This window comes from Rhodococcus wratislaviensis (assembly GCF_041228765.1).
GTDB classification, from domain to species: domain Bacteria; phylum Actinomycetota; class Actinomycetes; order Mycobacteriales; family Mycobacteriaceae; genus Rhodococcus_F; species Rhodococcus_F wratislaviensis.
Genome location: NZ_CP150488.1, coordinates 393170 through 418969 on the forward strand (window position 1 = coordinate 393170; position 25800 = coordinate 418969).

Annotated in this window: 27 protein-coding genes; 13 read left to right on the forward strand and 14 right to left on the reverse strand. The window is 68.5% G+C overall.

Translation table 11 applies throughout. From position 1 onward, the window contains the following. Positions 1 to 228: 228 nt before the first annotated feature. Entirely contained in the window at positions 229 to 2373 is a 2145-nt protein-coding gene (locus tag WKC72_RS01785) for an N-acetylmuramoyl-L-alanine amidase (protein ID WP_370181565.1), read from the forward strand. Between the two features lie 31 nt (positions 2374 to 2404). On the opposite strand, the gene WKC72_RS01790 is transcribed toward WKC72_RS01785, so the two are convergent. From WKC72_RS01790 to WKC72_RS01800, 3 genes are read right to left on the reverse strand one after another with little or no spacing between them, the layout of a single operon-like run. Continuing rightward, complete coding sequence (locus WKC72_RS01790) at positions 2405 to 3226, reverse strand: Cof-type HAD-IIB family hydrolase (protein ID WP_037228221.1); 822 nt, start codon at positions 3224 to 3226, stop codon at positions 2405 to 2407. Positions 3227 to 3270: 44 nt separating this feature from the next. Continuing rightward, positions 3271 to 4002: a 1-acyl-sn-glycerol-3-phosphate acyltransferase gene (locus WKC72_RS01795; RefSeq protein WP_037228222.1), complete on the reverse strand. Its 732-nt coding sequence runs from the start codon at positions 4000 to 4002 to the stop codon at positions 3271 to 3273. Positions 4003 to 4011: 9 nt separating this feature from the next. After that, positions 4012 to 4767: a 1-acyl-sn-glycerol-3-phosphate acyltransferase gene (locus WKC72_RS01800; RefSeq protein WP_037228224.1), complete on the reverse strand. Its 756-nt coding sequence runs from the start codon at positions 4765 to 4767 to the stop codon at positions 4012 to 4014. A gap of 89 nt (positions 4768 to 4856) precedes the next feature. On the opposite strand from WKC72_RS01800, the gene WKC72_RS01805 reads away from it, so the two are divergent. Both WKC72_RS01805 and WKC72_RS01810 read left to right on the forward strand, forming a co-directional pair. Further along, positions 4857 to 5684 (forward strand): hypothetical protein, encoded by an 828-nt coding sequence (locus tag WKC72_RS01805; RefSeq protein ID WP_370181566.1) that lies wholly within the window; start codon positions 4857 to 4859, stop codon positions 5682 to 5684. Positions 5685 to 5782: 98 nt separating this feature from the next. Continuing rightward, positions 5783 to 7330: a Rieske 2Fe-2S domain-containing protein gene (locus tag WKC72_RS01810; protein WP_370181567.1), complete on the forward strand. Its 1548-nt coding sequence runs from the start codon at positions 5783 to 5785 to the stop codon at positions 7328 to 7330. A gap of 52 nt (positions 7331 to 7382) precedes the next feature. Here WKC72_RS01810 and WKC72_RS01815 read toward each other — a convergent pair whose 3' ends face one another. From WKC72_RS01815 to WKC72_RS01835, 5 genes are all read right to left on the reverse strand, one after another. Further along, the gene (locus tag WKC72_RS01815) at positions 7383 to 8570 is read right to left on the reverse strand and encodes an MFS transporter (RefSeq protein WP_370181568.1); all 1188 of its coding nucleotides are present in this window, start codon (positions 8568 to 8570) and stop codon (positions 7383 to 7385) included. 104 nt (positions 8571 to 8674) lie between these two features. Continuing rightward, positions 8675 to 9160 (reverse strand): bacterioferritin, encoded by a 486-nt coding sequence (gene bfr, locus WKC72_RS01820; protein ID WP_005260453.1) that lies wholly within the window; start codon positions 9158 to 9160, stop codon positions 8675 to 8677. Positions 9161 to 9250: 90 nt separating this feature from the next. After that, positions 9251 to 9427, reverse strand: a complete 177-nt coding sequence (locus WKC72_RS01825; RefSeq protein WP_037228231.1) for a bacterioferritin-associated ferredoxin — start codon at positions 9425 to 9427, stop codon at positions 9251 to 9253. A gap of 93 nt (positions 9428 to 9520) precedes the next feature. Beyond that, the gene (gene serS / locus WKC72_RS01830) at positions 9521 to 10777 is read right to left on the reverse strand and encodes a serine--tRNA ligase (protein WP_037228233.1); all 1257 of its coding nucleotides are present in this window, start codon (positions 10775 to 10777) and stop codon (positions 9521 to 9523) included. Positions 10778 to 10810: 33 nt separating this feature from the next. Then, on the reverse strand, positions 10811 to 11230 hold the full coding sequence (locus tag WKC72_RS01835) for an ankyrin repeat domain-containing protein (RefSeq protein ID WP_005248859.1): 420 nt from the start codon (positions 11228 to 11230) through the stop codon (positions 10811 to 10813). Between the two features lie 81 nt (positions 11231 to 11311). On the opposite strand from WKC72_RS01835, the gene WKC72_RS01840 reads away from it, so the two are divergent. From WKC72_RS01840 to WKC72_RS01860, 5 genes are all read left to right on the forward strand, one after another. Further along, on the forward strand, positions 11312 to 12418 hold the full coding sequence (locus tag WKC72_RS01840) for a septum formation family protein (RefSeq protein ID WP_037228235.1): 1107 nt from the start codon (positions 11312 to 11314) through the stop codon (positions 12416 to 12418). Between the two features lies 1 nt (position 12419). Further along, the gene (locus WKC72_RS01845) at positions 12420 to 12770 is read left to right on the forward strand and encodes a metallopeptidase family protein (RefSeq protein ID WP_009477115.1); all 351 of its coding nucleotides are present in this window, start codon (positions 12420 to 12422) and stop codon (positions 12768 to 12770) included. Positions 12771 to 12919: 149 nt separating this feature from the next. Further along, positions 12920 to 13225, forward strand: a complete 306-nt coding sequence (locus WKC72_RS01850) for a PE family protein (protein WP_037228237.1) — start codon at positions 12920 to 12922, stop codon at positions 13223 to 13225. Positions 13226 to 13259: 34 nt separating this feature from the next. Continuing rightward, positions 13260 to 14462 (forward strand): PPE family protein, encoded by a 1203-nt coding sequence (locus WKC72_RS01855; RefSeq protein WP_112301578.1) that lies wholly within the window; start codon positions 13260 to 13262, stop codon positions 14460 to 14462. Then, on the forward strand, positions 14459 to 15253 hold the full coding sequence (locus WKC72_RS01860; protein ID WP_370181569.1) for an ESX secretion-associated protein EspG: 795 nt from the start codon (positions 14459 to 14461) through the stop codon (positions 15251 to 15253). Before WKC72_RS01855 ends, WKC72_RS01860 begins: the two co-directional genes overlap by 4 nt. A gap of 1 nt (position 15254) precedes the next feature. Here the strand turns inward: WKC72_RS01860 and WKC72_RS01865 are convergent, their stop codons facing one another. The 4 genes from WKC72_RS01865 to WKC72_RS01880 are packed head-to-tail and all read right to left on the reverse strand — an operon-like array spanning position 15255 to position 19046. Further along, positions 15255 to 16658, reverse strand: a complete 1404-nt coding sequence (locus WKC72_RS01865; protein ID WP_370181570.1) for a lipase maturation factor family protein — start codon at positions 16656 to 16658, stop codon at positions 15255 to 15257. 55 nt (positions 16659 to 16713) lie between these two features. Then, positions 16714 to 17385 carry a histidine phosphatase family protein gene (locus WKC72_RS01870; RefSeq protein WP_112301575.1) on the reverse strand — a complete coding sequence of 224 codons (672 nt, stop codon included), beginning with the start codon at positions 17383 to 17385 and terminating at the stop codon, positions 16714 to 16716. After that, complete coding sequence (gene pheA, locus WKC72_RS01875; protein ID WP_112301574.1) at positions 17382 to 18299, reverse strand: prephenate dehydratase; 918 nt, start codon at positions 18297 to 18299, stop codon at positions 17382 to 17384. Before pheA ends, WKC72_RS01870 begins: the two co-directional genes overlap by 4 nt. 54 nt (positions 18300 to 18353) lie before the next feature. Then, complete coding sequence (locus WKC72_RS01880) at positions 18354 to 19046, reverse strand: hypothetical protein (RefSeq protein WP_370181571.1); 693 nt, start codon at positions 19044 to 19046, stop codon at positions 18354 to 18356. Between the two features lie 116 nt (positions 19047 to 19162). Here WKC72_RS01880 and WKC72_RS01885 point away from each other — a divergent pair, with 116 nt between their 5' ends. From WKC72_RS01885 to WKC72_RS01900, 4 genes are all read left to right on the forward strand, one after another. Then, positions 19163 to 19927 (forward strand): DUF2470 domain-containing protein, encoded by a 765-nt coding sequence (locus WKC72_RS01885; protein ID WP_007298301.1) that lies wholly within the window; start codon positions 19163 to 19165, stop codon positions 19925 to 19927. A 37-nt stretch (positions 19928 to 19964) separates the two neighbouring features. Then, on the forward strand, positions 19965 to 20783 hold the full coding sequence (locus WKC72_RS01890; protein ID WP_037228257.1) for a CPBP family intramembrane glutamic endopeptidase: 819 nt from the start codon (positions 19965 to 19967) through the stop codon (positions 20781 to 20783). A 264-nt stretch (positions 20784 to 21047) separates the two neighbouring features. Next, positions 21048 to 22259 carry an LCP family protein gene (locus tag WKC72_RS01895; protein ID WP_235214550.1) on the forward strand — a complete coding sequence of 404 codons (1212 nt, stop codon included), beginning with the start codon at positions 21048 to 21050 and terminating at the stop codon, positions 22257 to 22259. 23 nt (positions 22260 to 22282) lie between these two features. Beyond that, positions 22283 to 22834 carry a ferritin gene (locus WKC72_RS01900; protein ID WP_037228259.1) on the forward strand — a complete coding sequence of 184 codons (552 nt, stop codon included), beginning with the start codon at positions 22283 to 22285 and terminating at the stop codon, positions 22832 to 22834. 10 nt (positions 22835 to 22844) lie between these two features. On the opposite strand, the gene WKC72_RS01905 is transcribed toward WKC72_RS01900, so the two are convergent. After that, entirely contained in the window at positions 22845 to 24035 is a 1191-nt protein-coding gene (locus WKC72_RS01905; RefSeq protein WP_037228261.1) for a lipase family protein, read from the reverse strand. Between the two features lie 228 nt (positions 24036 to 24263). Between WKC72_RS01905 and WKC72_RS01910 the strand changes: the two genes are divergently transcribed. Then, entirely contained in the window at positions 24264 to 24809 is a 546-nt protein-coding gene (locus WKC72_RS01910; protein WP_037228262.1) for a ferritin, read from the forward strand. Between the two features lie 68 nt (positions 24810 to 24877). Here the strand turns inward: WKC72_RS01910 and WKC72_RS01915 are convergent, their stop codons facing one another. Continuing rightward, positions 24878 to 25792, reverse strand: coding sequence for a DUF5926 family protein (locus WKC72_RS01915; protein WP_370181572.1), 915 nt, complete (start codon positions 25790 to 25792; stop codon positions 24878 to 24880). Positions 25793 to 25800 lie beyond the last annotated feature (8 nt).

A 25800-nucleotide genomic window follows, 5' to 3' on the forward strand; every position in this document is an offset into this window, starting at 1 on the left:
TCCTCATCGCTGAACAACGAGCGCTGAGACGGGGCGTGCACCTCGTCTCAGCGGGTCCGAGAAATTCGGGATAAAGTCTCAATGTAAGGTTGAGCGTTATGGACCTGTGTGACTAGTGTGGCAAGAGTGGTTGGAGTTAGCAACAACAGTCTCTTCAGTCACATGAGCATCACGAGTTGCAGACACGCGAGGTCGCTCGCAGGAAACTACAACTGAGGAGAGTCCCCCTTGCCGCACCGTCGACCGAAGCCCTCGATTGTCCTCGGGGCTGTCGCCGCTCTGGCTGTCGCAAGTCCCGTTGCGGTCTACGGCATCAGTAGCGCACCCTCCGACGTCAAATCCACGAACGAAACCTCCAACTCCGCAGTGTCCACCGAGATCGCGCAGGTCGTGCTGTCGCAGATTCCCGACATCGTGATTCCGCTGAAGGAACTGACCGGGCTGAACCTGCCCGACGTCAACATCGGCGACCTGCGGAACCTGAAGATCCCGCCGTACCTCCACATCCCCAGCAATGTGCAGCTTCCCGGCGGAATCCAGATCCCGAGCCTGCAGATCCCACTGAAGCTCCCCGCCCCGGGCGACGTCTCCGACCCCGCGATCCTGCCCCCGGCCGATCAGCAGCCCGGCGCGATCGTCAAGGAACTGTCCCGCGACACCCCGTTCAGCATGGTGGCGCTCACCTCCGAGACCCTCGCGTCCGCGGAGTCGAAGGTCCGTGCGCTGCAGGCCGACGGAACGTGGGGACAGTGGGTCTCCCCCGACATGATCGACACGCGTCGCACGGACAAGACCGCGTCGGACGGCAAGGTCGCCACCGAACCCGTCTACGTCGGGCTGACGAAGGCGATCCAGATCCTGACCCCCACCTCGACGCCCGCACCGGCCGGTGCGGGCGCTGCAGTTCCCGCACCGGCACCCGAAGCCCCCGCTCCCGTACCGGCTCCCGCACCGGCTCCCGCCGCCGACGGTGCCGCGCCGCTCGGATACACCCCCGCCGCCGTCAACACGCCGTTGCGGCAGCAGCCGGCACGCGCAGGCGCCGACGACGTCACGGCCGTCCTCATCGAACCGGGCAGCGGTCCCGGCGACGCGACGCTCGGCGACATCGCCAGCCCGCTCGACAGCGGCGGCCCCAAGGTGATCAGCCGCCAGCAGTGGGGTGCCGACGAATCCATCCGGTGCCAGGACCCCGACTACGACGACTTCATCGGCGGTGCCACCGTGCACCACACCGCGGGAGCCAACGACTACTCGAAGGCCGAATCGGCCGAGATCGTCCGCGCGATCTACGCCTACCACGCGCAGACGCTCGGCTGGTGCGACATCGGGTACAACGCACTGGTCGACAAGTACGGCCAGATCTTCGAGGGACGCGCGGGCGGTCTCGACCGTCCGGTGCAGGGCGCGCATGCCGGCGGGTTCAACGAGAACACCACCGGCGTCGCGATGATGGGCGACTTCTCCTCCGAGGATCCGCCGCAGGCGACCCTCGACGCCGTCGGCAAGTTCCTGGGCTGGAAGCTCGGCAAGGCCGGACTCGATCCACTCGGGGAGACGACGATGTACTCCGAGGGCACCGAATTCACTCCCTATGCGGAGGGTGAGGCCGTCGATCTTCCGGTGATCTTCGCGCACCGCGACGTCGGCAACACGTCCTGCCCGGGCGATGCGGCGTACTCACACATGGACGAGATCCGGCAGATCGCGGCCGCCAATCTCGGTGGCGGCAACGCCTCGCTGGCCTCGGACGCACCCTCCGGTGAGGCTCCGGCACCGTCCGGCGGTCCTGGCACGGACGCCAGCTCCAGCCTCGGCGCCGGAATCCCCGCCCTGGTCAACGAACTGCTGCGGCTCACCGACCCGTCGCCGGTCGCCCAGAAGTGGGTGGCGGAAGGCGGCGACACCGGTCGGCTCGGCCAGGCCATCACCGGACTGCTGCAGGCCAAGGCCGGGAACTCGGGCGCTGAGTTCGCCAACGGCGCCATCTTCACCTCACCCAACGGCGGTGTGTGGGCGGTCCTCGGGCAGATCTTCAAGACGTGGCAGAACCTCGGCGCCGACAACGGCGAATTGGGCCTGCCGACCAGTGACGAGTACGCGATCCCGGGCGGTCTGCGCACCGACTTCGAGAACGGTTCGCTGATCTTCAACGAGATCACCGGCATCGTCACCAAGGTGTTGAAGACCTACAACGACACCTACGCGGAGGCCTACAAGAACGGTGCCCCGGTCGATGCCGCGGCCCCCGTCGCACCGCCCGCGGATCCGGCACAGGTTCCGCCCGCTCCGGCTGAGCCCGCTCCGGCTCCGGCACCCGAACCGGCTTCCGCGCCCGCTCCCGTCGAACCGGCACCGGTTCCGGCCGGCTGATCGGGTTTCACCCTCTCGGGCGCTGGTGGTCTCAGGACCACCAGCGCTCGAGTACTTTCGCGACCCCGTCGTCCCAGTTGGTGGCGGTCACCTCGTCGGCGGCGGCCTTGGCGTCGGGGTGCGCGTTCTCGACGGCGACACCCCGGCCCGCGAGGTTCAGCATCGGAATGTCGTTGGGCATGTCACCGAAGGCCACGATCCGCGATGCCGTGACGCCGAGCCGTTCCGCCACCAGCGCGAGACCCGACGCCTTCGTGATTCCCGACGCCGACAGTTCGATCAGTCCGTTGTCGGTGGAGAACGTGACGTCCGCCCGGCGACCGATGTGCGGCGCCAGCGCGTCGACCATCGCCTGACTCGACATTTCCGGTACCCGGATCAGCAGCTTCACCGCGGGGGCCGCAACGACCTCGTTCTCGGACATCTCGGTGTTGTCGGGGTTGAGCCAGGCGTGCTGGTAGCCGGGTGAGCTCACGAACTGCGGTGTCGCGGCGTCGTGGGCGCTGGCCCCGACACGCTCGGCCGCGAGCCCGGCGCCGGGCAGCACCCGGAGCGCGATCTCCGACAGCCAGGTGAGGGTGTCGACGTCGAGGGTCGCGGCGCTGAGCACGCGGTCGCTGTCGCTGTCGTAGATGACGGCGCCGTTCGCGCAGACGGCGAGCGGCGCGTACCCGAGGCCCTCGACCACGGGATGGATCCAGCGCGGGGGCCGGCCGGTGGCCAGCACGAAGGGGGTTCCCGACGCGACCACCGACGCGACGGCGTCGCGGGTGCGGGCGCTGATGCGCTCGTCCTCCCCGATCAGGGTGCCGTCGACATCGGACGCTACAAGGCTCGGTCGGTCTGGGCTCACCCAGCCATTCTGCCTGCCGGGTCCGCGGCGCCGCCGGGGGGCTGTTACCGGGACCGGCGTTCCTCGGCTTCGCGGCGGTCCATCTCGGTGGCCTCCTCGATGGTGGGTGCACTGCCACCGAGTCGCCGGGGCACCCAGTACGCGCCCGCCGGATGGTCGAATCCGTCCTGAACCCGGCGCAGGATCGCGTCCATCTCCGCGTGCAGGGTCTCGGTCAGGGCCTCCGCCGGTTCCCGCGGCTCGATCGGCCGGCCGACTTCGACGGTCACCGGGAACCGATGCCGCCCAAGCTGTCTCGGCTGACCCTTGGTGGCGATCCGTTGAGCGCCCCACACGATGACGGGCACGAGCGGCACCCGGGCGTCGATCGCCATGCGCGCCGCACCCGACTTCAGTTCCTTGATCTCGAAGCTCCGGCTGATGGTCGCCTCCGGGTACACCCCCACCAGTTCGCCGTCGCGCAGCCGATCCACCGCAGCGAGGTACGCGCCCGCGCCGGCGGTCCGGTCGACCGGGATGACCCCGCAGCCGCGCATCAGGAACGCCATCACCCTGTTGTTCGCGAGTTCGGCCTTGGCCATGAGCCGCAGTCTGCGGTCCACTGCACCGACCGCCAGCGCCAGCTGGACGAAGTCCAGGTAGCCGGTGTGATTGACCGCGAGCACCGCGCCGCCCTCGGTGGGGATGTTGTCGAGGCCGACTCGCGTCATCCGCAACCCCTGGAACAGGGACAACGCCTTGGCCGTCGACTCGACAGCCGTGTAGACAGGCTCCACCGCCACCTTCTAGCTACCGGTCTCCCGGGCCCGACGGGACTGCGCCTTCGCCTCGGCGTCGGCGGCGTCCATCTTGTTCGCTTCGTCGAGCGTCGGCGCACTGCCCCCGAGGCGCGCGGGCACCCAGTACTCGCCTGCCGGGTGGTCGTAGCCCTGCTGGAGGTCGGCGAGCATCGTCGTCATCGTGGCGTGCAGCTTCGCGGTCAGCTCGGACGCGGGCTCGAACGGCTGGATCGGCTCACCGACGGCGATCGAGATGGGAGTGTTCGTGCGGCCCAGCCGCTTCGGGAACCCCTTGGTCCACACCCGCTGCGCGCCCCAGATGACCACCGGGATGATCGGCACATTCGCCTCGATCGCCATGCGCGCGGCACCCGACTTGAATTCCTTGATCTCGAAGCTCCGGCTGATGGTGGCCTCCGGGTAGACGCCCACCAGTTCGCCGCGGCGCAGGAAGTCGACGGCCGCCTTGTACGAATCCGCGCCGGCGGCCCGGTCGACCGGAATGTGCTTGAGCGCGCGCATGATCGGGCCCGAGATCTTGTTGTCGAACACTTCCTTCTTCGCCATGAAGCGGACGTACCGCTTCACCCTGCGGGCCGGAAGTCCGGCGTAGGTGAAGTCCATGTAGCCGGTGTGATTGATCGCGATCACCGCCCCACCCGTCGACGGAATGTGCTGATCGCCCTTGACCGTGAACTTCAGCCCCTCGAGGGCGAATACGGTGCGGGCGATGCCGATGACGGTTCGGTAGACGGGTTCCACAATCGGCTAGCGTAGCCGGGTATCCGCGATCTGGCCCGCCGTCGGGGACGGACATTCGGTGGGGAGTCGAGAGAAAGGGCGCGCTGGAGATGGGTGGCAGGGGCAGGAGGGCGCTCATCGCGCCGGTCGTCGCGGTGATTCTCGGCGCCGGGGTGGCGTGCGATTCGCAGTCCGGTATCCCGACGGAGGAGCCCCCGGCCGACACCGTTTCCGCGCCCGCATCCGCCGCCGAGCCCACGACCACCGTGCCGCCGGCCCCGGTGCCGCAGGTGGTCGTCGGTGAGGTGCCCGGCAACCCCGCAGCGGTCGACGCCGTCCGCGCCTGGGCCACCGACCTGGTCACCCGGCCCGGCACCGTCCCCGCGAAATGCTGGACGCTGCCGCCCGCCCAGGCCGCCGACCAGTACGCCGACACGTCCGTGATCCTCGGGGCGCTCGCGCAACCCGGAGTCGACGGACAATTCGCGGTGTCGTGGACCGGCGGCGGCACCACGGTGTCCGTCAAACGCAGCGAGATCGCGTCCGGCTACGCCTGCCCGCACGTCCACCCCGCCGGGACCGTCGACTTCTACACCCCCGCCGACGCCGAGTACGCCGTCACCCGATTCCTGTCGCGGGAGTCGGGCGCGCCGGTCAACGGGGCGGACACCGAGACCGCCTACCCGCTGATCTGCCCCGGCTTCAGCCCCTGGGATCCGCCCGGCACCGGCAACGGAGGGCGGCCGCCGCTCCGGCTCGACCCCGACGTCCTGGCCGGGACCACGGCGTTCACGACCGACGCGATGACCGCCACACCGGTCCGCGGCGACTACCTGGAAGTGTCCGTTCCGGTCACCGACGTGTCCGGTGTGACGAACACCAGGCAGGTCACGCTGTCCATCGGCCCCGACGGCTACTGCCTGGGCGAAGTGAACTGACGCACGTGAGTGGCGATGTGTGCTGGAGCGCGCATTGTCACTCACCTGGGGGGAACGCCTACTCTGGAACAGTCGCTCAGCTCCCAGGAGGCATACCAGTGCAGGTCACCAGCGTCGGACACGCCGGATTCCACATCCAGACCGAGGCAGGCTCGATCCTGTGCGACCCCTGGGTGAACCCCGCGTACTTCGGATCCTGGTTCCCGTTCCCGGACAACACCCAGCTCGACTGGGACGCCCTGGGCAACTGCGACTACCTGTACGTGTCGCACCTGCACAAGGACCACTTCGACCCGGAGAACCTCAGCAAGCACGTCAACAAGGACGCGACGGTGCTGCTCCCCGACTACCCGGTGCCGGACCTCAAGCGTGAACTCGAGGCGCTGGGCTTCCACACGTTCTTCGAGACCGAGGACTCGGTCAAACACAAGGTCACCGGCCCCAAGGGTGACCTCGACATCATGATCATCGCCCTGCGCGCCCCCGCGGACGGTCCGATCGGCGACTCGGGTCTCGTGGTGTCCGACGGCGAGACCACGTGTTTCAACATGAACGACGCGCGACCCGTCGACATGGACGTCCTGCACGACGAGTTCGGCAAGATCGACATCCACCTGCTCCAGTACTCGGGCGCCATCTGGTACCCGATGGTCTACGACATCCCCACCAAGACGAAGGCCAACTTCGGCAAGCAGAAGCGTCAGCGCGGCATGGACCGCTGCCGCAGCTACATCGAGCAGGTCGCGGCCACCTGGGTGGTGCCGTCCGCCGGACCGCCGGTGTTCCTCGACGACGCACTGCGCTACCTGAACGACGACCGGGGCGACGAGGGCAACATCTTCCCCGACCAGATCACGTTCCTCGAGCAGATGCGGATCCACGGCAACGACGGCGGCATCCTGATGATCCCGGGGTCCACCGCGGACTTGAAGGGCGGCGAGCTGACGCTCACGCACCCGATCCCGGACGCCGAGGTCGACAAGATCTTCTCCGAGAAGGCCGCGTACATCGAGGACATGGCGAAGCGCATGGCGCCGGTCCTGGCCGCCGAGAAGGCCACGTGGGCCCCCGCCGAGGGTGAGCCGCTGCTCGAGGCGCTGAAGGCGAAGTTCGAGCCGATCATGAAGCAGTCCGACCTGATCTGCGACGGCATCGGCTACCCCGTCGGCCTGGTGATGGGCGACGAGACCGTCGTCCTCGACTTCCCGCAGCGCACCGTCCGTCCACGCGGCGAGAAGGATGGCAAGCACCGCTACGGCTTCCGCATCGCCCCCGAACTGGTTCGCACGGTGCTGCGGGACGACGAGCCCGACTGGGTGAACACCATCTTCCTGTCCACCCGCTTCGAGGCGTGGCGCGTCGGCGGATACAACGAATTCCTCTACACGTTCTTCAAGTGCCTCACCGACGAACGCATCGCGTACGCCGACGGCTGGTTCGCCGAGGCCCACGACGACTCCGCGTCGATCGAGCTCGGCGGGTACGAGATCCAGCGTCGCTGCCCGCACCTGAAGGCGGACCTGTCGAAGTTCGGCGTCGTCGACGGCACCAACCTCACCTGCAACCTGCACGGCTGGCAGTGGGACCTCGAATCGGGGCGCTGCAAGACGTCCAAGGGACACGAACTGCGGTCCGCGAAGCTCTGACCCCGGTGGGCGAACGTACCCTTCGGCGCACCTGAGGCGTCGAAGGGTACGTTCACCCGGCAGAGGGGGCGTCGGCGCGGACCGGCGGCAGCCACCGTCGCACCAGGACCGCCGACAGCAGTACCGGAACGGCCAGTGCCGCGACGAGCGTCGTGACCGACAGCCACAGGGACCCGACGGCGAAGCCCGCGTAGATCAGCACCGCGGCCACCTCACCGAACAGGCCTGCCACCGACGTGACGGTGGCGCGCGCGGGACCGGTGATCGCGTCCTGCACGCGCGCTTCCGACACGATCATCGCGTTCCCGAGGATGCCGTAGCCGACGCCGATCGCGAGGAATCCGGGGACGCCGCCGAGCAGCGCTCCCCCGCCGAGCAGGATCGCGGCGACGGCGACGGCCCGGCCCATCGTCACGGCGCGCATCGACGCCGTGCGTCCGGCGAGGGCTGTGCCGACCACCTGCCCGCTCACCGTGATCGCGACGAGCAGCGGTACGGACGCCGTCGCTGTTCCACCGTCGCGCGCGAGCAGCCCGAAGTACTCGTCGAACGCCAGGAACGCGATCAGCACCGCCGACAGCATCACTCCGCGCCGGACCACCGCCCCCCGCGTGACCTCGCCGAGGCCGGCCCGCAGCATCGTGGCGTACCGGACCGCGAGTCCCCGTTGTTCGCCGGCGACGTCGAGGGTCTCGTCCGCCTCCTCGACCTTGGGCGGCGCGGGCAGCAGCAGGGCGAAGCAGCCGTGGACCACGGTCGCACCGACGCTCACCCACCCGACCAGCGGATATCCGCCGAGAACGTAGAGCGGCGCCGCCGTCAGGGTCGCGAGGAGGTTGCACACCATGGCGCCGGAGTTGGCGTAGCCGAGCAACCTCGCGAAGTCACCGGCAGCGGCTCGCGCGACGAGTTCGTCGTACAGCAACGCCTCGAACGTGCCCGACTGGATGGCGCCGCTGATGCCCCACAACACGAATCCCGCCGCGAATCCCGCGTACGACGGAACCAGGATCCACACGGTGAATCCGGCCGTGTACAGCATGGATGCGAATACCAGGAGGCCACGTCGAGACACGGTGTCGGCCCACGCGCCGGACGGCACCTCGGCGACGAAGGACACGACCGACCAGATGACGAACAGGGACGAGATCTGACCGACACTCACACCGTGGTCGGCGAACAGCAGGTCGTACAGACCGTAGAGCGGGATGAGGTCGCGCGTGGACACATAGCCGACCACGCGGACGGCGAGAAAACGCTGCGAACGGGGTCAAGGCTGGGCGGCGGGATATCTCACGCGCCCAGTTTCGCACTCCGCGCCGGGGGTGTCACCCCGTTTTCGACCTACCCGACGGTCGGCGGCTGATCGACGAGCTGGGCCATGTAGAGCTGGTCACCCATCTTGTCCATCAGTTCGATCTGCGTCTCCAGGTAGTCGATGTGATCCTCTTCTTCCTTGAGGATCGTCTCGAGCAGTTTCGCCGACGTGGCATCGCCCTTGTCGCGGCACATCTGGATTCCCGGACGCAAACGCTCGACGACCTCGACTTCGATGGAGAGGTCGGAATGGAATTGCTCGCGCAGGTCCTGCCCGATACGCAGCGGCAGCAGCTTCTGATAGTTCGGAAGCGCCTCGAGGAACAGGATCCGGTCGGTGAGGATCTCGGCGTGGTTCATCTCCTCGATGGACTCGGCCCGAGTCTTGTCCGCCAGTTTGGTGAAGCCCCAATTGGCTTGCATCTTGGAGTGCAGAAAGTACTGGTTGATCGCGGTCAGCTCACTGGTCAACTGTTCGTTGAGAAGAGCAATAACCTCGTCGTCGCCGCGCATGACTCCTCCGTTCGCCCCGGTTGAGGCGAACGTACCACTGGGAGTACCGCGATGTAGCGGATCGCGGGGTTCAGTTGTGCTGCGGTTTCGTCACGCGGCCGTGCTCACGGCCGACCGCTCCAGAATCTCCTTCAACCGATCGACGCAGGTCCCACATCCCCATCCGGCGCCGCAACGCTCACCGATGGCATCCGCGCTGTCAGCTCCGTCGGCGCAGTGCTCGTGCACTTCGTCTTCCGTCACTGCCTTGCAGATGCACACGAACATGTGGAGCTCCTTACCAACCAACTCGATTAGGTAAGGGTTACATCATTTTCGCGTTCGCGCAAGGGTAGCCTTCCCAAAATCCTGGGCCTGCTTCTATGGCTTCAGGACATCCGTCCCGACGAACGGCACGAGCGCCTCGGGCACCCGCACGGTGCCGTCGGACTGCTGGTGGTTCTCCAGGATGGCGACGATCCACCGGGTGGTGGCGAGGGTGCCGTTGAGGGTCGCGGCCGTCTGCGGCTTCCCGTTCTCGTCGCGGTACCGGACACCGAGACGACGCGCCTGGAACGTCGTGCAGTTGGACGTCGAGGTGAGCTCGCGGTACGCCTGCTGCGTGGGCACCCAGGCCTCGCAGTCGAACTTGCGGGCGGCCGACGACCCCAGGTCGCCGCCTGCCACGTCGATCACGCGGTACGGCACGTCGATGGCGGCGAGCATGTCGCGCTCCCACGCGAGCAGGCGCTGGTGTTCGGCGTCGGCGTCCTCGGGCTTGCAGTAAGTGAACATCTCCACCTTGTCGAACTGGTGGACTCGGATGATCCCGCGGGTGTCCTTGCCGTAGCTGCCGGCCTCGCGGCGGAAGCAGGTCGACCAGCCGGCGTACCGCTTGGGGCCGTCGGCGAGGTCGAGGATCTCGCCCGAGTGGTACCCGGCCAGCGGTACCTCGGACGTGCCGACGAGGTACAGGTCGTCGTCGGCGAGGTGGTAGATCTCGTCCGCGTGGGAGCCGAGGAACCCGGTACCCGCCATGATCTCCGGTCGCACCAGCACCGGCGGGATCATCATCTGGAAGCCGTTGGCCATCGCCTTCTGCGCGGCCAGCTGCAGCATTCCCAGCTGCAGCATCGCGCCGAAGCCGGTGAGGAAGTAGAAGCGGGCGCCGGAGACCTTCGCACCGCGCTCCATGTCGATCAGCCCCAGCGACTCACCCAGCTCGAGGTGGTCCTTGGGTTCGAAGTCGAACGTGGGAATGCCGCCGACCGTCTCGAGGGTGACGAAGTCGTCCTCGCCGCCCGCGGGGGCGCCCTCCTGGACGACGTTGGAAATCGCCCGGTGCGCGGCGTCGAGCGCGGCCTGCGCCTCGTGCTGCTCGGCCTCGGCCTGCTTGACCTTGGCCGCGAGTTCCTTGGACCCCTCGAGCAGCGCCGGACGCTCCTCCGGGGACGCCTGCCCGACCTTCTTGCCGAACGCCTTCTGCTCGGCACGCAGGTTGTCGCCGGCGAGAACGGCGGCGCGCCGGGACGCGTCGGCCTCGAGCAATGCGTCGACCAGGGCGGGATCTTCGCCACGGGTGCGCTGCGACTCGCGGACGGCGTCGGGGTTCTCGCGGAGGAACTTCAGGTCAATCACGGCTTCAAACCCTACCGGGCGCCGCAGAGCGGCTCACTCCGGTTTCGGTTCCAGCAAGCTCAGAAGGTCCTCGCGGCCGAACATGCGGGCGGCGTCGACGGCGGTCGGGTGGCCGGCCGTGGCGTCGGCGCCACCGGCGACGAGCGTCCGCACGACGGCGTCCTCACCCTTGAACAGCGCCCCTGCCAGCGGGGACTGGCCCTTGTCGTTGAGCCGGTCGACGTCGGCGCCACGGTCGATCAGGACCTGAACAGCCACGGCGTGACCGTGGTAGGCGGCCAGCATCACCAGGGTGTCGCCGTTCTGATTGGCCAGGTTCACCGGGACGCCCGCGTCGAGGTACGTGGCCAACGACACGGCGTCGCCGGATCGTGCCGTGTCGAACACACGCCCGGCGAGCTCTTGCAGTTCAGGATCCACCGGCTCGGCGGAGTGCTGAGGATCGTCACTCATGGTCGTCGAAGTTACGCCAGGTTCGGGCCGATTGCGGGAGTTGTTCTGCTTCCACGATCGGAACGGGCATTATGGAAATCGATGTCCTCAGATCAGTCGAACGGTGCCGACCCCCAGCCGAAGAATGCCGGGCAACCGGAGAAGGCTCCCCGCAGCATGTCCGCGACCACGACGCGTCGCGCGCTCGCGGCCGTCGCGGCCGGTGCCGTGGTGGCAGCGATCGCCACGTTCGCGATCGCAGGCGGTTTCAACCGCAGCGAGAACCTCCCCGCACACTCGACCGGTTCCGGACCGCAGGCGACGGGTTCGGTGGACGGCGACGCGTTCGCTTCGGCGGCGGCGGGCGACTGCCTCGACTGGACGCCGTCGAACGATCCGCAGGAAGACCGGAAGGACGTCGCGAAGGTCGACTGCTCGGAGGAACACCGGTTCGAGGTGGCGGCGCCGCTGGACCTCAGCGTGTATCCGGGCGCCGAATTCGGTCCGGGTTCGCGTTACCCGGGTGCGCTGCGGTTCGCCGCGCTGCGCGACGAACACTGCGTGCCCGCCGTCGACACCTACCTCGGCGCGAAGTTCGATCCGTACGGCAAGTTCAGCGTGGGTCTGATGTTCCCCAGCGAGTCCGGTTGGGCGGCGGGCGAGCGCACTCTGCGGTGCGGCCTCCAATTCTCCAGCACCGCAGGGACGTTGCTTCCGTTCACCGGCAAGGTGGCCGAGCAGGACCAATCCAACATCTGGGATCCGGGTACCTGCATCGGAATCAACCAGAACGTGCCCACCGATCCCGTCGACTGCGCGCAGCCCCATGCGTTCGAAGTGATCTCCGTCGTCGACCTGGCCACCCAGTTCCCGTCCTCGATGCCGTCCGTCGAAGACCAGGACAAGTATCTCGAAGGCGTGTGCACGCAGGCCGCCAACGAGTACCTCGGTTCCGCCGACGCACTGCGGAACAAGACGCTCACGCTGTTCTGGGACAACCTGGAACTCGACAGCTGGCTCGCGGGCAGCAGGCGGGTGAACTGTTCGGTGGGCAAGGAGACCGACGCCGGCGGCTTCTCGACCATCACCGGTTCGGCGAAGGGCGAGATCCTCATCAACGGTGCGGCACCCGTGCCGCCGCCGCCGGTCCCGGAGGGTAGGTCTGTTCCGACGCCGCTTCCCGGCGCAGTTCCGGTTCCCGGGAACTGATGTGGCGGTGAGCATGACGCCCGACCGATTCGAGGAATTGGTGGGCGACGCACTCGATCTGATCCCACCCCAGCTCGCGGCCGCGATCGACAACGTCGTCGTCCTCGTCGACGACCGCAACGACGAGGATCCGTACCTTCTGGGCCTCTACCACGGGATCGCGCTGACGGAACGGGACAGCCATTACGGCGGATCGCTGCCCGATACGATTACCGTCTATCGCGACGCCCTCCTCGAAATCTGCAGTTCGGAGGAGGAAGTCGTCCACGAGGTGGCCGTCACCGTGATACACGAGGTTGCGCACTACTTCGGGATAGAAGAAGATCGCTTGCACGAGCTCGGCTGGGGATGAACGGTTTTCCCGAGAAGAATTTCTCGGGATCGGGGGGAACCGAAGAGCGCGTTGCAGCGTCCAAGTGTGTAGGGACAGCTGCACATGCAGTTCGTTTGCCGGGGGGCAACTGCCTTCCGCCTGCCTAGGTCAAGAAGGAGTTCGACGCAATGCCAGCTCTGCACGTCGCACCTGAAGCTCTTGTCGCCGCCGCCGTGGAACTCGACGCACTCGCTGCGCGTCTCGAGACCGCGGTCGCTCTCAACTCCGCGGCCATCCGCGTGCTCCCGTCCGGGAGCGAAGAGGTCTCTCTGCACGCGGCCGGTTACTTCAACACGGTTGCCACCACGTTCACTCCTGCTGTCGCCCAGGGCATTCTCGAGATGCGCGAGACCGCGAACACGCTCCGCACCCAGGCCGCGCTGTACGTCGCCGAGGACGTCGCGCTCGGCGCGACCCTCGCGGCGGGCATGTGACGGCCGGCGCCTCGAGACCACCAGGAGATCAGACATGACCATGGGACTGACAGGTGTCATCTGGTTGCCCCGAGGGGCGACCGTCAACTCGACCACCCTCGTCGCAGGCGCGGGCCCGGTGCCGCTGAGCGTCGCGAGCGCGGCGTGGACGGCGTTGTCCACGAGCTTCGTCGACGCCAATCTCACACTGGTCCGCGTGATGGCCGAACTCGCGGCCGGCTGGCAGGGGGTGTCCGCGGTCGCGGCGCTCGCGAAGATCACGCCGTTCACGGTGTGGACCGCCGAATGCGCCGAACTCGCCGCGGACACGGCAGCGAAGGCGGGACTCGAGGCGGGCGCCTACACCACCGCCGCGCTCATCATGCCCAGCATCCCCGAGATCGTCGCAGTGAAGACCGCGAAGGCCACGGCGTACTCGACGGGTGGGGCGCTCAACGGCACCGCCGCGGCCGCGGAAGCCGCGGACCGCGCGATGGACATTCGCGCCGGGCTCGTGATGGAGGGGTACGAGGCCGCGTCGAATATCCTGGCGCTCAAACGCACGTACCGGCAGCCCCCTCGAATCGTCACGAAGGCCGATTCGAAGGAGGTCGGGACGTTCGACGAAATCCCGTCCGACGGTGAGTTCGATCCGACCCGTGCCGCGGCTGCCGCGCTGATGGCCGCCGGCCAGAACCCGGCGGTCACCACGGCCGCGTCGCAGGTCGGCAGCATCGCGGGCACCACGGTCTCCACCGCCACGTCGGCAGCGAGCAACATCGGTGGCGCGGCGTTGTCCGCGGTCACCGGTGGCGGTGTCAGCCCGATGGTGGGCGGCGCGCCGATGATGTCCGGCGGCGCATACGGCGGCGGCTCCGCCTCGACGAGCGCTGCAGCAGCGCGCACCTCGGTCGGTGCCCTAGGTGCGGGCGCCGCAGGCGGGGCGACCCTGCCCGAGGGCTGGGGCAAGCCGGACGGCGGCCAGGGCGCACGGCCCGGCGCACCGGCAACCGCACCCGGCGGGGTGATCGGAGACGTTCGCGCCGACGTGAACCCGGCTGCGGCGGGGCGCGGCGCCACCGGTAGCGGACCGATGACGGTCGGGCGGGGAGCGGGCGCGGCCGGGGCCGGTTCGCAGGACGAGGACGAGCGGGAGACCCCCGACTACCTGAAGAACTTCGAGCACTTCTCCGACGGGCGCACCGTCATTCCGTCGGTCATCGGCGCGAACCCCGACCACCGGGAGTCCGGACGGTGATCGATCTGGGCACCCAGCCGGGCGTACCGACCCTCCCGGCGGTGCCCCTGAGCCTCGACGAAATGGATTATCTCGTCGACACGCTCGCACTCGACGTGCTGCCGGTGGTGCTCGACGCCACCCCCCGGTACGACACGTACGGCGCCAGGGACGCAGCGTTCCGCGGCGCCGTCGACACCCTCGCCGCCCGGGACCTGCTCCCGGGCGGCAGGGTTCACCCCGAACTCGCCGACCGCCTGCGGGTACTCGCCCGACCGCTGTGGGAGATCGCCCTGCGCTGGTATGTCGACGGCAGCATCTCGAGACTGTGCATCTCCCAGGGGGACGCCCTCTCGGTGCTCGCCCTGCGCGCCGGCGACACGTACGTCGTACAGGACGCGGGCGCCGACCTCTTCGCCCCCGCCATCGGAGCGCTGGGGGACGTGGAGCCGATGAACGTCGGCGTCGTCAACGCACCCACGGTCCAGCTCGGCGAAGCCTTCGATCAGGGTGGGGACGGCAAGTCGCTCGCCGCCGCCCTCACCGCACTCGGGGTGACCGCGGTCGACGCGACCGCCCTCGGCAACGCGATGGCCGGCTGCACCACCTACGCCGAGATCGTCGGAATCGTCTACGGCGACGGACGATACGATCCCGTGGGCGGCCCCGTCACGGTCTTCGACACGTCGGCGGGACGCATCGTCGGCACGTCCAGTGTGTCCGCGCACGGGGTGGCGTGGTCGTCGCTCAGCCCCGGCACCCCGCAGCGTCTGCGGCAGGCGCTGGAGTCGCTGGCCGACCGGCTCCGCTGACCTACACCGGTTGCCGCTTCCACCATGCACCGGTCTCGCGGCGCTCCTTCCAGGTGGTGAATTCGTACCGATACATGCGCGCACGTACGTGTTTCGGCGGATCCTCAGGAAACGGGTTGTACTGCAACAGCTTCAGCGTGTCACGGTCGTTCCGCAGCAACCGCTCGACGAAACCCCGGAACCACGGTTCGGCGTAGCCGGGAGAGATCGCCGTGAACCAGAACAACCAGTCGAGCCTCAGGTGATACGGCGCGAACTGGCGTGGCCGCCGGTTGACGTCACCCGGTTTTCCCTTGAAGCCGTACTCCTTCCACACGGAGTGCACACTCGCGTGCGCGTCGGACGTGCCCTCCACGATCACCTCGTAACGCACCCGGGTGATGCTGCCGAACGCGCCGTACGTGTTGACGAAGTGCCATTTGTTGAACGACGCATTCATGCGCTGCCCGTGGGAGACCATGTTGCGGATCGGCCAGTAGCTCAACACGACCACGAGCGCCGTCACCGCGATCACCAGCACGACGAAGGGCATCGGCGCCGAGTCGTCGGCGGCCGGGACGTCGAAGGGCAGCACCTTCTCGTACACGCTGTCCGGGATCACGGACAGTCCCAGCACGATGGTCGTCCAGTTCAGCCACGAGAAGTTACCGCTCGCCACCAGCCACAGCTGGGTGACGATCATGATCGTCGCGGCGACGGCGGCGACGGGTTGCGGCGCGAACAGCCCGAACGGCACCACCAGCTGAGCGAAGTGGTTGCCGAGCACCTCCACCTTGTGCAGCGGCTTCGGCAGCCGGTGGAAGTACCAGCTGAGCGGTCCGGGCATCGGCTGGGTTTCGTGGTGGTAGTACAGGCAGGTGAGGTCCTTCCAGCATCGGTCGCCGCGCATCTTGATCAGCCCGGCCCCGAATTCGAGGCGGAACAGCAACCACCTCAGCACGAGCAGCACCAGTATCGGCGGACCGACCGAGGCGTTGCCCAGGAAGATCGCGAGGAAACCCGCTTCGAGCAGCAACGACTCCCAGCCGAAGCTGTACCAGATCTGGGAGACATTGACGATCGAGAGATAGAGCACCCACAGGGCGAACCACACGAGCATGCACGCGGCGAGCGGGATGACCTGCGTCAGACCGAGCAGCGCGGCCAGTGACAGTCCGGCGCCGGTCCAGCAGATCGCCTCGAAGAATCTGTCCGAGTAGTGGAAATGGAAGATGCTCGGTGAACGACCGAACGTGACGGCGCGGAGAAAGCGCGGGATGGGCAGCATCCCGTTGCTTCCGACGAGCGGCCTGAACTGGTTTCTCGCGGCCACGAACGCGACGAGATAGATCGCGGCGAGCCCCTCGGTGACGAGCAGCCGACCGAGCGAATAGTCATCGCCAACGAACCAATCCACCGCCGTCACTCCTCGAGGACGGTTTCCTCCATCGTCGCGCAACCCCAGGGTGCGCGCAACGACGTCACCCCATCGGGTCGTCGGCGCCGGGGATCACCCGGTGCTCGAACGGTGGCTCGACGGTTCCCCAGCGCACGCACTCCCAGCCGCCGCCCGCGAGCGGCGTCAGCTCCACGGACTGCGTGTTGGCCAGATGATTATTGGAGGCGAACAGCCCGGGCACCCCGGCGAGTTGCGCTGCCACGAGCCGGATCGCGGCGCCGTGGCTGACCAGCACGACGTCCCCCGAGTCCGCCGGGTCGTCGAGGTATTGCTCACGGAGGGAGTCCACGACCGGCACATACCGTTCGAGGATGTCGTGGGCGGATTCCCCGCCGGGAACCCGGGCGTCCAGCTCGCCGGTGTGCCACAGGTGGAACGTCTTCATGAACAGCTTGTGCGACTCCTCGTCGGTGCGGTCCTCGAGTTCACCGGCCTGGGCCTCGTGCAGGCCCTCCCGCACCTGGACGGCGATGCCCGACGCGAGTTCGACGAAGCGCGCCGTCTGCCGGGCGCGCAGTGCCTGCGAGGACACGAGGGCTGCCGTCGTCGCCTTCGCGGCGAGGTCGGTGCCCAGCCGTTCCGCCTGGGAGAGCCCTTCGGGTGTCAGCCGGGCACCGGGCAGCCGGGTGTCGAGCCTGCGCTCGACGTTGGCCTCGGTCTGCCCGTGCCGGACCAGGATCAGCTTGCCGCTCACGATTCCCTCTCTCCCTGACGGATTCGTTCGATCCAGTCCGCTGCGTCTCCGTCGGACGGCGGTGGCGGGCCGCTGGGGTTCGCCGCGGGCCAGGACCCGAGGAACCGCACGTGCGACTTGCGGTGCAGCGCACGGAACGCCTCGGCGACGAGCGGGTCGTCGATGTGCCCGATGCAGTCGACGAAGAATCGGTACAGGCCGGGGGTGGTGCGCACCGGGCGCGATTCGATCCGGATGAGATCGATTCCGCGGGTAGCGAACTCGGAGAGCACACCGACGAGGGAGCCGGGCGTGTTGTGGGGTTCGAGCACGGCCGACGTGCGGTCGCCGCCGGTGCGTGCGGGCACCTGGGTCGGGGCGGTGACGAGAACGAATCGGGTGCGGGCACTCTTCTCGTCCGCCACCCCGTCGGCGAGGCTGCGCAGCCCGAGTCGATCGCCGGCGAGGGCGGTGGACACGGCGGCGTCCGCGAGGCCGTTCGCCACGTCCTCGGCGGCGCCCGCGTTGGAGGACGCCGTCTGGAGTTCGGCGCCGGGGCAGTTCTCCTCCAGCCAGATTCGCACCTGACCGGCCGCCACCGGGTACGCCCGCACGGTGCGCACCTGATCGAGCCGCTCGATGCCGGCCCCGCCGAGGATCGTGAACGCCACGTCGAGCTCGGTCTCGGCCACGATCTGCAGGCGGTCGCCCAGCGCGAGCGAGTCGAGGGTGGGCACCACGGCCCCCTCGACGGAGCTCTCGATGGGAACGACGGCACCGTCGACGACGCCGTCGCGCACCTTGGCCAGGCTGGCGGGCGGACTGGTCGCGGCGACCCGCTCGACCTGCCCGTCGAAGGCACCCGCGGCCTCGAGCTGGGCGAGCGCCATCTCCGTGAAGGTTCCCGACGGTCCGAAATACGCGATCTTTGGCACGCCTACGAGATTACGCACCGAGCGTTGACGGTCCGGCGCATTGACGGTGAATGTTTACCGCAGACCCGCGTCCGCCAGCTCACGGGCGACGAGCGCCGGGTCGTGCACCTCGACCCCCAGCAGGACCTCGCGGACGGCCTCCGCGGCCTCGGGGATCAGCGAGGTGAGCCTCGCCGGATCCGGTGCCGCGAGCGCTGCCCGCACGTCGTCGCCGCGAAGGGACGCAACCGTCCCGGACAGCAGCGCGAGCACCTCGGCCGTGTCACGCGCCCTCGCCACGTATCCGACGTCCGCGTGCGCGAGGACGGCCAGGAAGTCGGCGACGTCGCCGACGGAGTGTCCGCTCGCAAGGCCCGGGATGCGGCCGGCGTCCGCGAGTTGCTGCGCCGTCTCGGCGAGACCGGGGTCGTCGCTGCCGTCTGCGGTGACGAACACCGCGAGCGGAGACGGCAGCCGGAGTGCCACCGCGTCGCCGAGGTGGCCCGCTGGGCAGTCGAGGTGGAACCGGACCGCCTCGTAGGAGGCCTGCTCGCTGGTGCGGAGAGCGGCGGGGTCGACGTCGAGACCCACGATGATGCGGCCGGCGTCGGTCCCGGCGGCGTCGAGCAGTGCGGACGCCGGAACCACCCGCGGTCCGAGTGCGCCGCCTGCGGCCGGGCCGGTGTCCTGGGATCCGCTGAGAAGTTCGGCGAGCAACGACTGCGGCCCGCGGGAGCGCGGGACACCGAGGGAGAGGGGTATAGCCACCTCCCCACCGTAATGCCCACCTCGTGGACCGGATTCGTCTCGGGGTCTTGCCATCGCCGACTCGCCCACATTAGGTTAGGGTTACCTCAGTATCGCGGAACCCTGAAGGAGGCTCCATGCCCGTCACGACCACCGGTCCGTCCACCGCCGAGCGTGTGCGTAGCTCGTGCGCACGGACCCAGGACGCGGTACTCGCCGTCGAAGGCAGCGCACCGACCGTCACGTCGGTACACCACCTGCGGTCCAGCGGCGACGTCGTGGTCGCCGTGCCCACCGAATCAGCGGCCGCCACCCTGTCCTGGCTCGCCGGTGGCGGCGGGATCCCCGCCGTGCTGGAGCTGACCGACAACTCACCGCTCGCGCTGCGTGAGCCCGTGCGGTCACTCGTCTGGCTGCGCGGCAACCTCCACGCCCTCTGCGAGGCACACACCCGCACGCTGGCCGACGAGGTGGCATCCGAATACCCGCACCCCGGACTTCTCGACGTCGGGCACGATGCGACGCTGCTGCAGCTCCGCCTCGAATCGGCGGTGGTCGCCGATTCCAGTGGCGCCGAACCCGTCGCCCTCGACGACCTGCTCGCGGCCCGGCCCGACCCGTTCTGGGAAATGGAGACCGCCTGGCTCCAGCATCTCGACGAGGACCACCGCGACCTCATCGACATGCTGTCCCGCAAACTGCCGCCCCACATGCGACGCGGACGCGTCCGCCCCCTGGGCATCGACCGGTACGGACTGCGACTGCGCGTCGAGAACGATCACGGCGACCGCGACATCTGGATGCCGTTCTCCGCGCCGGTCGACGACGCCGTCGCGCTGAGCAGGGCGATCCGGCTGCTGGTGGGATGCCCGTTCGTGAACGGACTCCGCGCGCGCGGCTGATCGCCATTCCGGTTCGGCGCGCGCTAGCGTGTGCCGCGTGATCTCGCGTGCAACGCTCGCCTCCTGGATACGGCCCGCCTCACCCGAACCGGCCGCTCCGCCGGCCACCGGGACCGAGCGGCGGGCCCTGTGGATCGAGATCACGATCGTCCTGCTCGTCACGTTCGGGACGAGCGGACTGTCGGGACTGCTGTCGCTGTCCGAATCGCTACTGACCCCGGGCAACCTCGCCGATCAGGCCGTCGCCCTCAACGTCTCCCGCGCGGAGAACCAGATCATCGATGTCGCCCGGCAATTGCTCGGCGTCGTGAAACTCCTCGCCTGGGGCGCGCTGGGTCTGTATCTCCTGTGGCGCAGCGGCCTCGGCCCGCGCGACGTCGGGCTCGGCCGATTCCGGTGGCGTCCCGACGGGACGCAGGGGGTCGGGCTCGCCGCCCTGATCGGTCTGCCCGGGCTCGGCTTCTACCTGCTGGCCCGCGCCATCGGCGCCAACCTCACCGTGGTGCCCAGCACGATCGGCGATCACTGGTGGCGACTGCCGGCCCTGATCCTGTGGGCGATCGCGAACTCCGGCGCGGAGGAAGTGCTCGTCGTCGCGTATCTGATCACCCGGCTGCGGCAGCTCGGGTGGAGCGAGAACTCGTCACTGCTCGCGTCGGCGGTGCTCCGGGGGACGTACCACCTTTACCAGGGTTTCGGCGGTGGGCTGGGCAACGTCGCCATGGGTCTGGTGTTCGGCCGGTACTGGCAGAAGACTGGACGGTTGTGGCCTCTCGTGATCGCCCACGCCACCATCGATTCGGTCGCGTTCGTCGGCTACGCCGCACTGCGCGGGCACGTCGGCTGGATTCCGTAATCCGGCCGGACCAGTAAAGTCGTGCGGGTGACCGGCGACGCCCCCTATCCTCCGCTGCCGCCCCGTCCGCCCCGGCGGACGCAGGGCGGGCAGCAGGTGCCGCCGCCCCCGAACCGCCGAATGCCGCCTCCTGACCAGCGGGTTCCTCCGCAGACGCGGCGGGTGCCACCGCAGGGTCCCCCGCAACAGGGACCTCCTGCGCCCCGCCCGCGACACCCCGCTCCCCGGCAGGGTCCCCCGGCGCCGCCGCCGGAGGGCACCCAGGTGATCCGCCGCGACGGACGCGGCGCCCCGCCGCCGCCCCAGCAGGCGTGGTCGCAGGCCCCCGAACCACAGTTGTCCCGGTCGGCGCCGCCGCAGGGTCCGCGCGGCTACGCGCCCACCCAGACGCCGCAGCCCTACCGTGACGCGCCGCCACCGCCGCCCCGGGTGCCCGACCGGCGTCCCCCTCGCACGCCACCGCCACCCCCGCCGCTCGCACCGCCGCGGACCCCGGAGCCCCCGGGGCAGCGACGTCCCAAGCGCACGCGGAACTGGGGCCGGCGCATCGGCATCCTGTTCCTGGTGCTGGTTCTGGCGCTCGCGGGCATGACGTACTACCTCGACAGTTCGCTGAACCGGATCGACGCGCTGGCCGACTACCCCGGCCGGATCGACGACACCCCCGGCACGAACTGGCTGCTCGTCGGTTCGGACAGCCGCACCGGGCTGACCCCCGAGCAGGAACAGCAACTGTCGACCGGCGGCAACAGCGGCCCCGACCGCACCGACACCATCATCGTGGTGCACGTCCCCAGCGGCGGCGGCCCGGCGACGATGGTGAGCATCCCGCGCGACTCGTACGTGTCGATCCCCGGCTACGGCGAGGACAAGATCAACGCATCGTTCGCGTTCGGTGGTCCGCAACTGCTGACCCAGACGGTCGAGGAGGCGTCCGGTCTGCACATCGACCACTACGCGGAGATCGGGTTCGGTGGTTTCGCCGGCATCGTCGACGCGATCGGCGGCGTCGACATGTGCCTGGACACCGCCATCGACGACCCGCTCGCGGGGATCAACCTCGGGCCCGGCTGCCAGGAACTGTCGGGGGCGCAGGCCCTCGGCTTCGTCCGCAGCCGCGCGACCGCGCTCGCCGACATCGACCGGATGAACCATCAGCGGATGTTCATGGCGGCGTTGATGTCGAAGGCCACCAGTCCCGCGACGTGGCTCAACCCGTTCCGCGTCTGGCCTCTCGTCACCGACACCGCCGCGTCGCTGCGTGTCGACGAGAGCGACCACATCTGGCACCTCGCCGCGCTCGCGTGGGCGGTACGCGGCGACATGATCACCACCACCGTTCCCGTCGGCGGTTTCGAGGACGTCGACGGTGCCGGGAACGTGCTGCTCTGGGATCACGACCGGGCGTCGCAGTTCTTCGACGCGCTGGCGAACGACCGTCAGGTCCCGGCCGAACTGGTCACCACCGGACCGTGACGCACGGCCGTAAACTGACACCCATGTCTCAATCGGCGACGAAGACCCCCAGCGAGTTCCATGCCCTCCTGCTGCAGCAGATCCGCAACGAGTTCACCGCATCCCAGCAGTACATCGCGGTGGCCGTCTATTTCGACTCGCACGATCTCCCGCAACTGGCTCGCCGGTTCTATTCGCAGGCCGCCGAGGAGCGTGGCCACGCGCTGATGATGATCCAGTACCTCATCGACAACAATCTCCGGGTGACAGTCCCCGGCATCGACGACGTGGTCACCGATTTCGATTCGGTGCGCGCCCCCGTCGCCCTGGCTGTGGAACGGGAACGCGTCGTCACGGAACAGATCACCAAGCTCGCCCGGACGGCCCGCGACACCGGTGACTACCTCGGCGAGCGGTTCATCCAGTGGTTCCTCGAAGAACAGGTCGAGGAGGTCGCGAGCATGCACACCCTGCTCACGATCGTCGAACGCGCCGGCGACAACCTGTTCGACATCGAGGATTTCATCGCCCGCGAGATGAGCGGGAACTCGCCGATCCGGCCGGGTGCGCCGAAGAGGGCGGGTGGCGGCGTCTGACCCTTTCGGGTCAGCAGCGGGTGGGCGCCGGTTCGCCGCGGAACCGCGCGGCCACGTACTCGTACGCGTCGGGAAAGCCCACCACTGCCGTCGTCATGTGCTCGGATATCTCGTACGGGACGAACGTCAGTCTGGCGCCCGCGGCGCAGTAGCGGTGCGCGGTCTCGGCAACCGAATCGAACGGTGTCAGCCCGTCCAGGGTGCCGTGCCACAGGTAGAGGGGCGCGGTCGGGACACCCTCGAAGTACCGCAGACTGTTGTCGCGCAACACCTGGTGCGCGCCCGAACTCGCCATGAGGCTGGTCGAGGCGGCCAGCTGTCCGGCGCTGCGGAAGGCGCCGTGAAACAGGAGGAACCGGCGGCATTCGTTCGACATCCACTCGCGCAGCCACAGCCCGGTCGCGTTCAGCTGCGACGAAATCGGTAGCTGGTCCGGGTATTCGCGTTCCAAGCCGATCGCGGCAGCGAACGCGAGCCCGAACCCCGGATGCGGATTGAATCCCAGGCCCTGGGCCATCTGCTCGAGGTCCGCGGGAATCCCGCCCGCCACCACCGCGTCGAGTTTCAGCTCCGGCGCATAACTCGGGGCCAGCGCCGCGGCCCACGCGCTGGCCATTCCCCCACCCGAATACCCGGCCAGCGCTACGGGGCTGTGCGACAACCCCAGTTCGGCCACCCGCTGCACCGCCCGGACACTGTCGAGGGTGATCATGCCGCCGAGTTTCGCGGCACCGTAGGCGCCGGTCGGGCCGAGATGGTCGGGCACCGAGACCGCCCAGCCGCGTTGCAGACCCAGATACAGGCCCGGCGACTCCTGCAGTTCCAGGTTGAACAACGACCGCGACGGAGCACATTTGGTTCCGAGCGAATTCACGATGGCCTGATACGACACCAGCGGAGGATTCGCGACGCCGCGGGGAAGCAGAACCGTGGTGACGGCCAGGATCGGATGTCCCGTCGAGTTCGTCGACCGGAACGCGACCTGCCACCCGTCCGAATTCGCGTACATCCAGGTGTCGATGCGCCGCGTCCGCACGACGTCGCCGGGACGAAGGACCCCGAGGTCCGGCGGAGCGAGATAGAACGGGTCGGGATCCGGCCAGGGATACAGCGGTTCGGCCTGCGCCGGGGCGGGAATGGTCGCCCCCAGAAAAAGGGCACCGAGGATCAACGCTAGCCACGTACCGGATCGTCTCAACATGTGCCTGCCCCTCCGGGCCGCGCCGTCAGAACGCTGTGAATTTTATACACGGGCGAGGCCCCGCCGACGCCGATTGCCCCGTTCCCGTCGGAGATCCGTCGCCAGTTCAGGTTAGAAAAATGACATCAAAATGGTCCCGAAATTAGGTTGACTTTAGTTTGGGCAAGCTTCCCAAAATTAGGTTCAACTTGGATGACACCCGCCCTGACCAGCGATATTATCCATTTCATGACTTCGACTGACGCGCACAAGACGAAATTCCACGCTCTGCTCCACGACCAGATTCGCAACGAATTCAACGCGTCACACCAGTACATCGCGACTGCCATCTATTTCGACAATGCGGACCTGCCGCAGTTGGCCAAGCACTTCTACAAGCAGGCCGTCGAAGAGCGCAACCACGCCATGATGATCGTCCAGTACTTCCTCGACCGCGACATCTCCGTGGAACTGTCGGGTGTCGACGCGGCGAAGGGCCAGTTCGAGAACGCACGTGAGCCGATCGCACTCGCCCTGACGCAGGAGAAGACGGTCACCGAGCAGATCGTGCAGCTGGCGAGCACCGCCCGCGAGGAGGGCGACTACCTCGGCGAGCAGTTCATGCAGTGGTTCCTCAAGGAGCAGGTCGAGGAGGTCGCGAGCATGACGACGCTGCTGACCATCGCGGACCGCGCGGGCAGCAACCTGTTCGACCTCGAGGAGTTCGTCGCACGCGAGATGAGCGGCGTCGCAGACACGTCCGGCGCACCGCACGCGGCCGGCGGTTCCATCTAGGCGGCTCCGCCACCCGTGAGTGGTTGACGAGTCTCTGCACTCCTCAACCACTCACGGGCCCGAAGGGCCTATCGCAACGTGACCTGGCGGCCACGCAGTCCGTCGCGGGCGCGTCGCTCCTCGGTGGTGAGCGGCGCGTCGACGGCGAGCGCCTCACCCAGTCGCTGACCGAGTTCGACGGTGGCAGCGGCCCACTCGTTCGCATGCTTCTCGCGGTCCAGGTCGAACACCGGGACCAGCAGCCCGTGCGTCCGGAACGACCCGGCGTAGCGCGAACCCTCACCGAGGTGCAGACCGCCGGTCGCGTGCACGCGCGCCAGGGCCAGCATCAGATCGTCCTCGTTCTCCGGGCGCACCCAGCGGATGTGCGCCTTCTCGCCCGCATCGACCCACCATGCCGCGACGACGCACTCGGCCTCGACTCGCGCGGACGGCATGATCGCCGCATTCGCGTGCTGCACCGTGGTCGCGACCTCGGGGGCCGGCTCCACGCCTTCGGGGATCCACCAGTTGAAATCCTGGTGCACGGTGATGTCGAGTGGTGCGTCCGCGTCGATCACGTCGGCCAGTGCCGGGGTCTCGGATCCGGGGTTGGCGGAGGCCAGCGATTCGCCGGCCGCGGCGTCACGGACCCAGGCGACGGACGCGGCCAGATCGGCGCCGAGATCCGCAGAATGCGCCTGGACCTGCACACCGACGAACCCGGTGGCACTGTCACCTTCGTCGCGGACCAGCGCCGCGACGGCACCGGGCAGCACGGTCGCGAGGGTCACCGGACGGGACGAATCCTTGACGGGGAGCGGGGCGGTCGCCGACGGGACGAACTCGCGCAGCGCCACCAGGTCGCATTCGGCGGCGAGGCCTTCGAACGGCCGGGTCACCGCCGCTGCGGCGCTCTCCCGTTCCGCCTGCCGCTGCGCGAGCTTCTCGGCGCGGGCACTACCGGGCTTCGGACCACTGTTTCTCTTGCTCTTCTTTGCCACGACGCCAA

What these genes read in the sequence shown, in the direction of transcription:
- WKC72_RS01850 (WP_037228237.1), top strand. Translation starts at nt 12,920, where the DNA reads ATGCCAGCTCTGCACGTCGCACCTGAAGCTCTTGTCGCCGCCGCCGTG.
- WKC72_RS01905 (WP_037228261.1), bottom strand. Translation starts at nt 24,035, where the DNA reads ATGTTGAGACGATCCGGTACGTGGCTAGCGTTGATCCTCGGTGCCCTT.
- WKC72_RS01900 (WP_037228259.1), top strand. Translation starts at nt 22,283, where the DNA reads ATGTCTCAATCGGCGACGAAGACCCCCAGCGAGTTCCATGCCCTCCTG.
- WKC72_RS01825 (WP_037228231.1), bottom strand. Translation starts at nt 9,427, where the DNA reads ATGTTCGTGTGCATCTGCAAGGCAGTGACGGAAGACGAAGTGCACGAG.
- WKC72_RS01855 (WP_112301578.1), top strand. Translation starts at nt 13,260, where the DNA reads ATGACCATGGGACTGACAGGTGTCATCTGGTTGCCCCGAGGGGCGACC.
- WKC72_RS01835 (WP_005248859.1), bottom strand. Translation starts at nt 11,230, where the DNA reads ATGAGTGACGATCCTCAGCACTCCGCCGAGCCGGTGGATCCTGAACTG.
- WKC72_RS01840 (WP_037228235.1), top strand. Translation starts at nt 11,312, where the DNA reads ATGTCCTCAGATCAGTCGAACGGTGCCGACCCCCAGCCGAAGAATGCC.
- bfr (WP_005260453.1), bottom strand. Translation starts at nt 9,160, where the DNA reads ATGCGCGGCGACGACGAGGTTATTGCTCTTCTCAACGAACAGTTGACC.
- WKC72_RS01885 (WP_007298301.1), top strand. Translation starts at nt 19,163, where the DNA reads ATGCCCGTCACGACCACCGGTCCGTCCACCGCCGAGCGTGTGCGTAGC.
- WKC72_RS01910 (WP_037228262.1), top strand. Translation starts at nt 24,264, where the DNA reads ATGACTTCGACTGACGCGCACAAGACGAAATTCCACGCTCTGCTCCAC.
- WKC72_RS01805 (WP_370181566.1), top strand. Translation starts at nt 4,857, where the DNA reads ATGGGTGGCAGGGGCAGGAGGGCGCTCATCGCGCCGGTCGTCGCGGTG.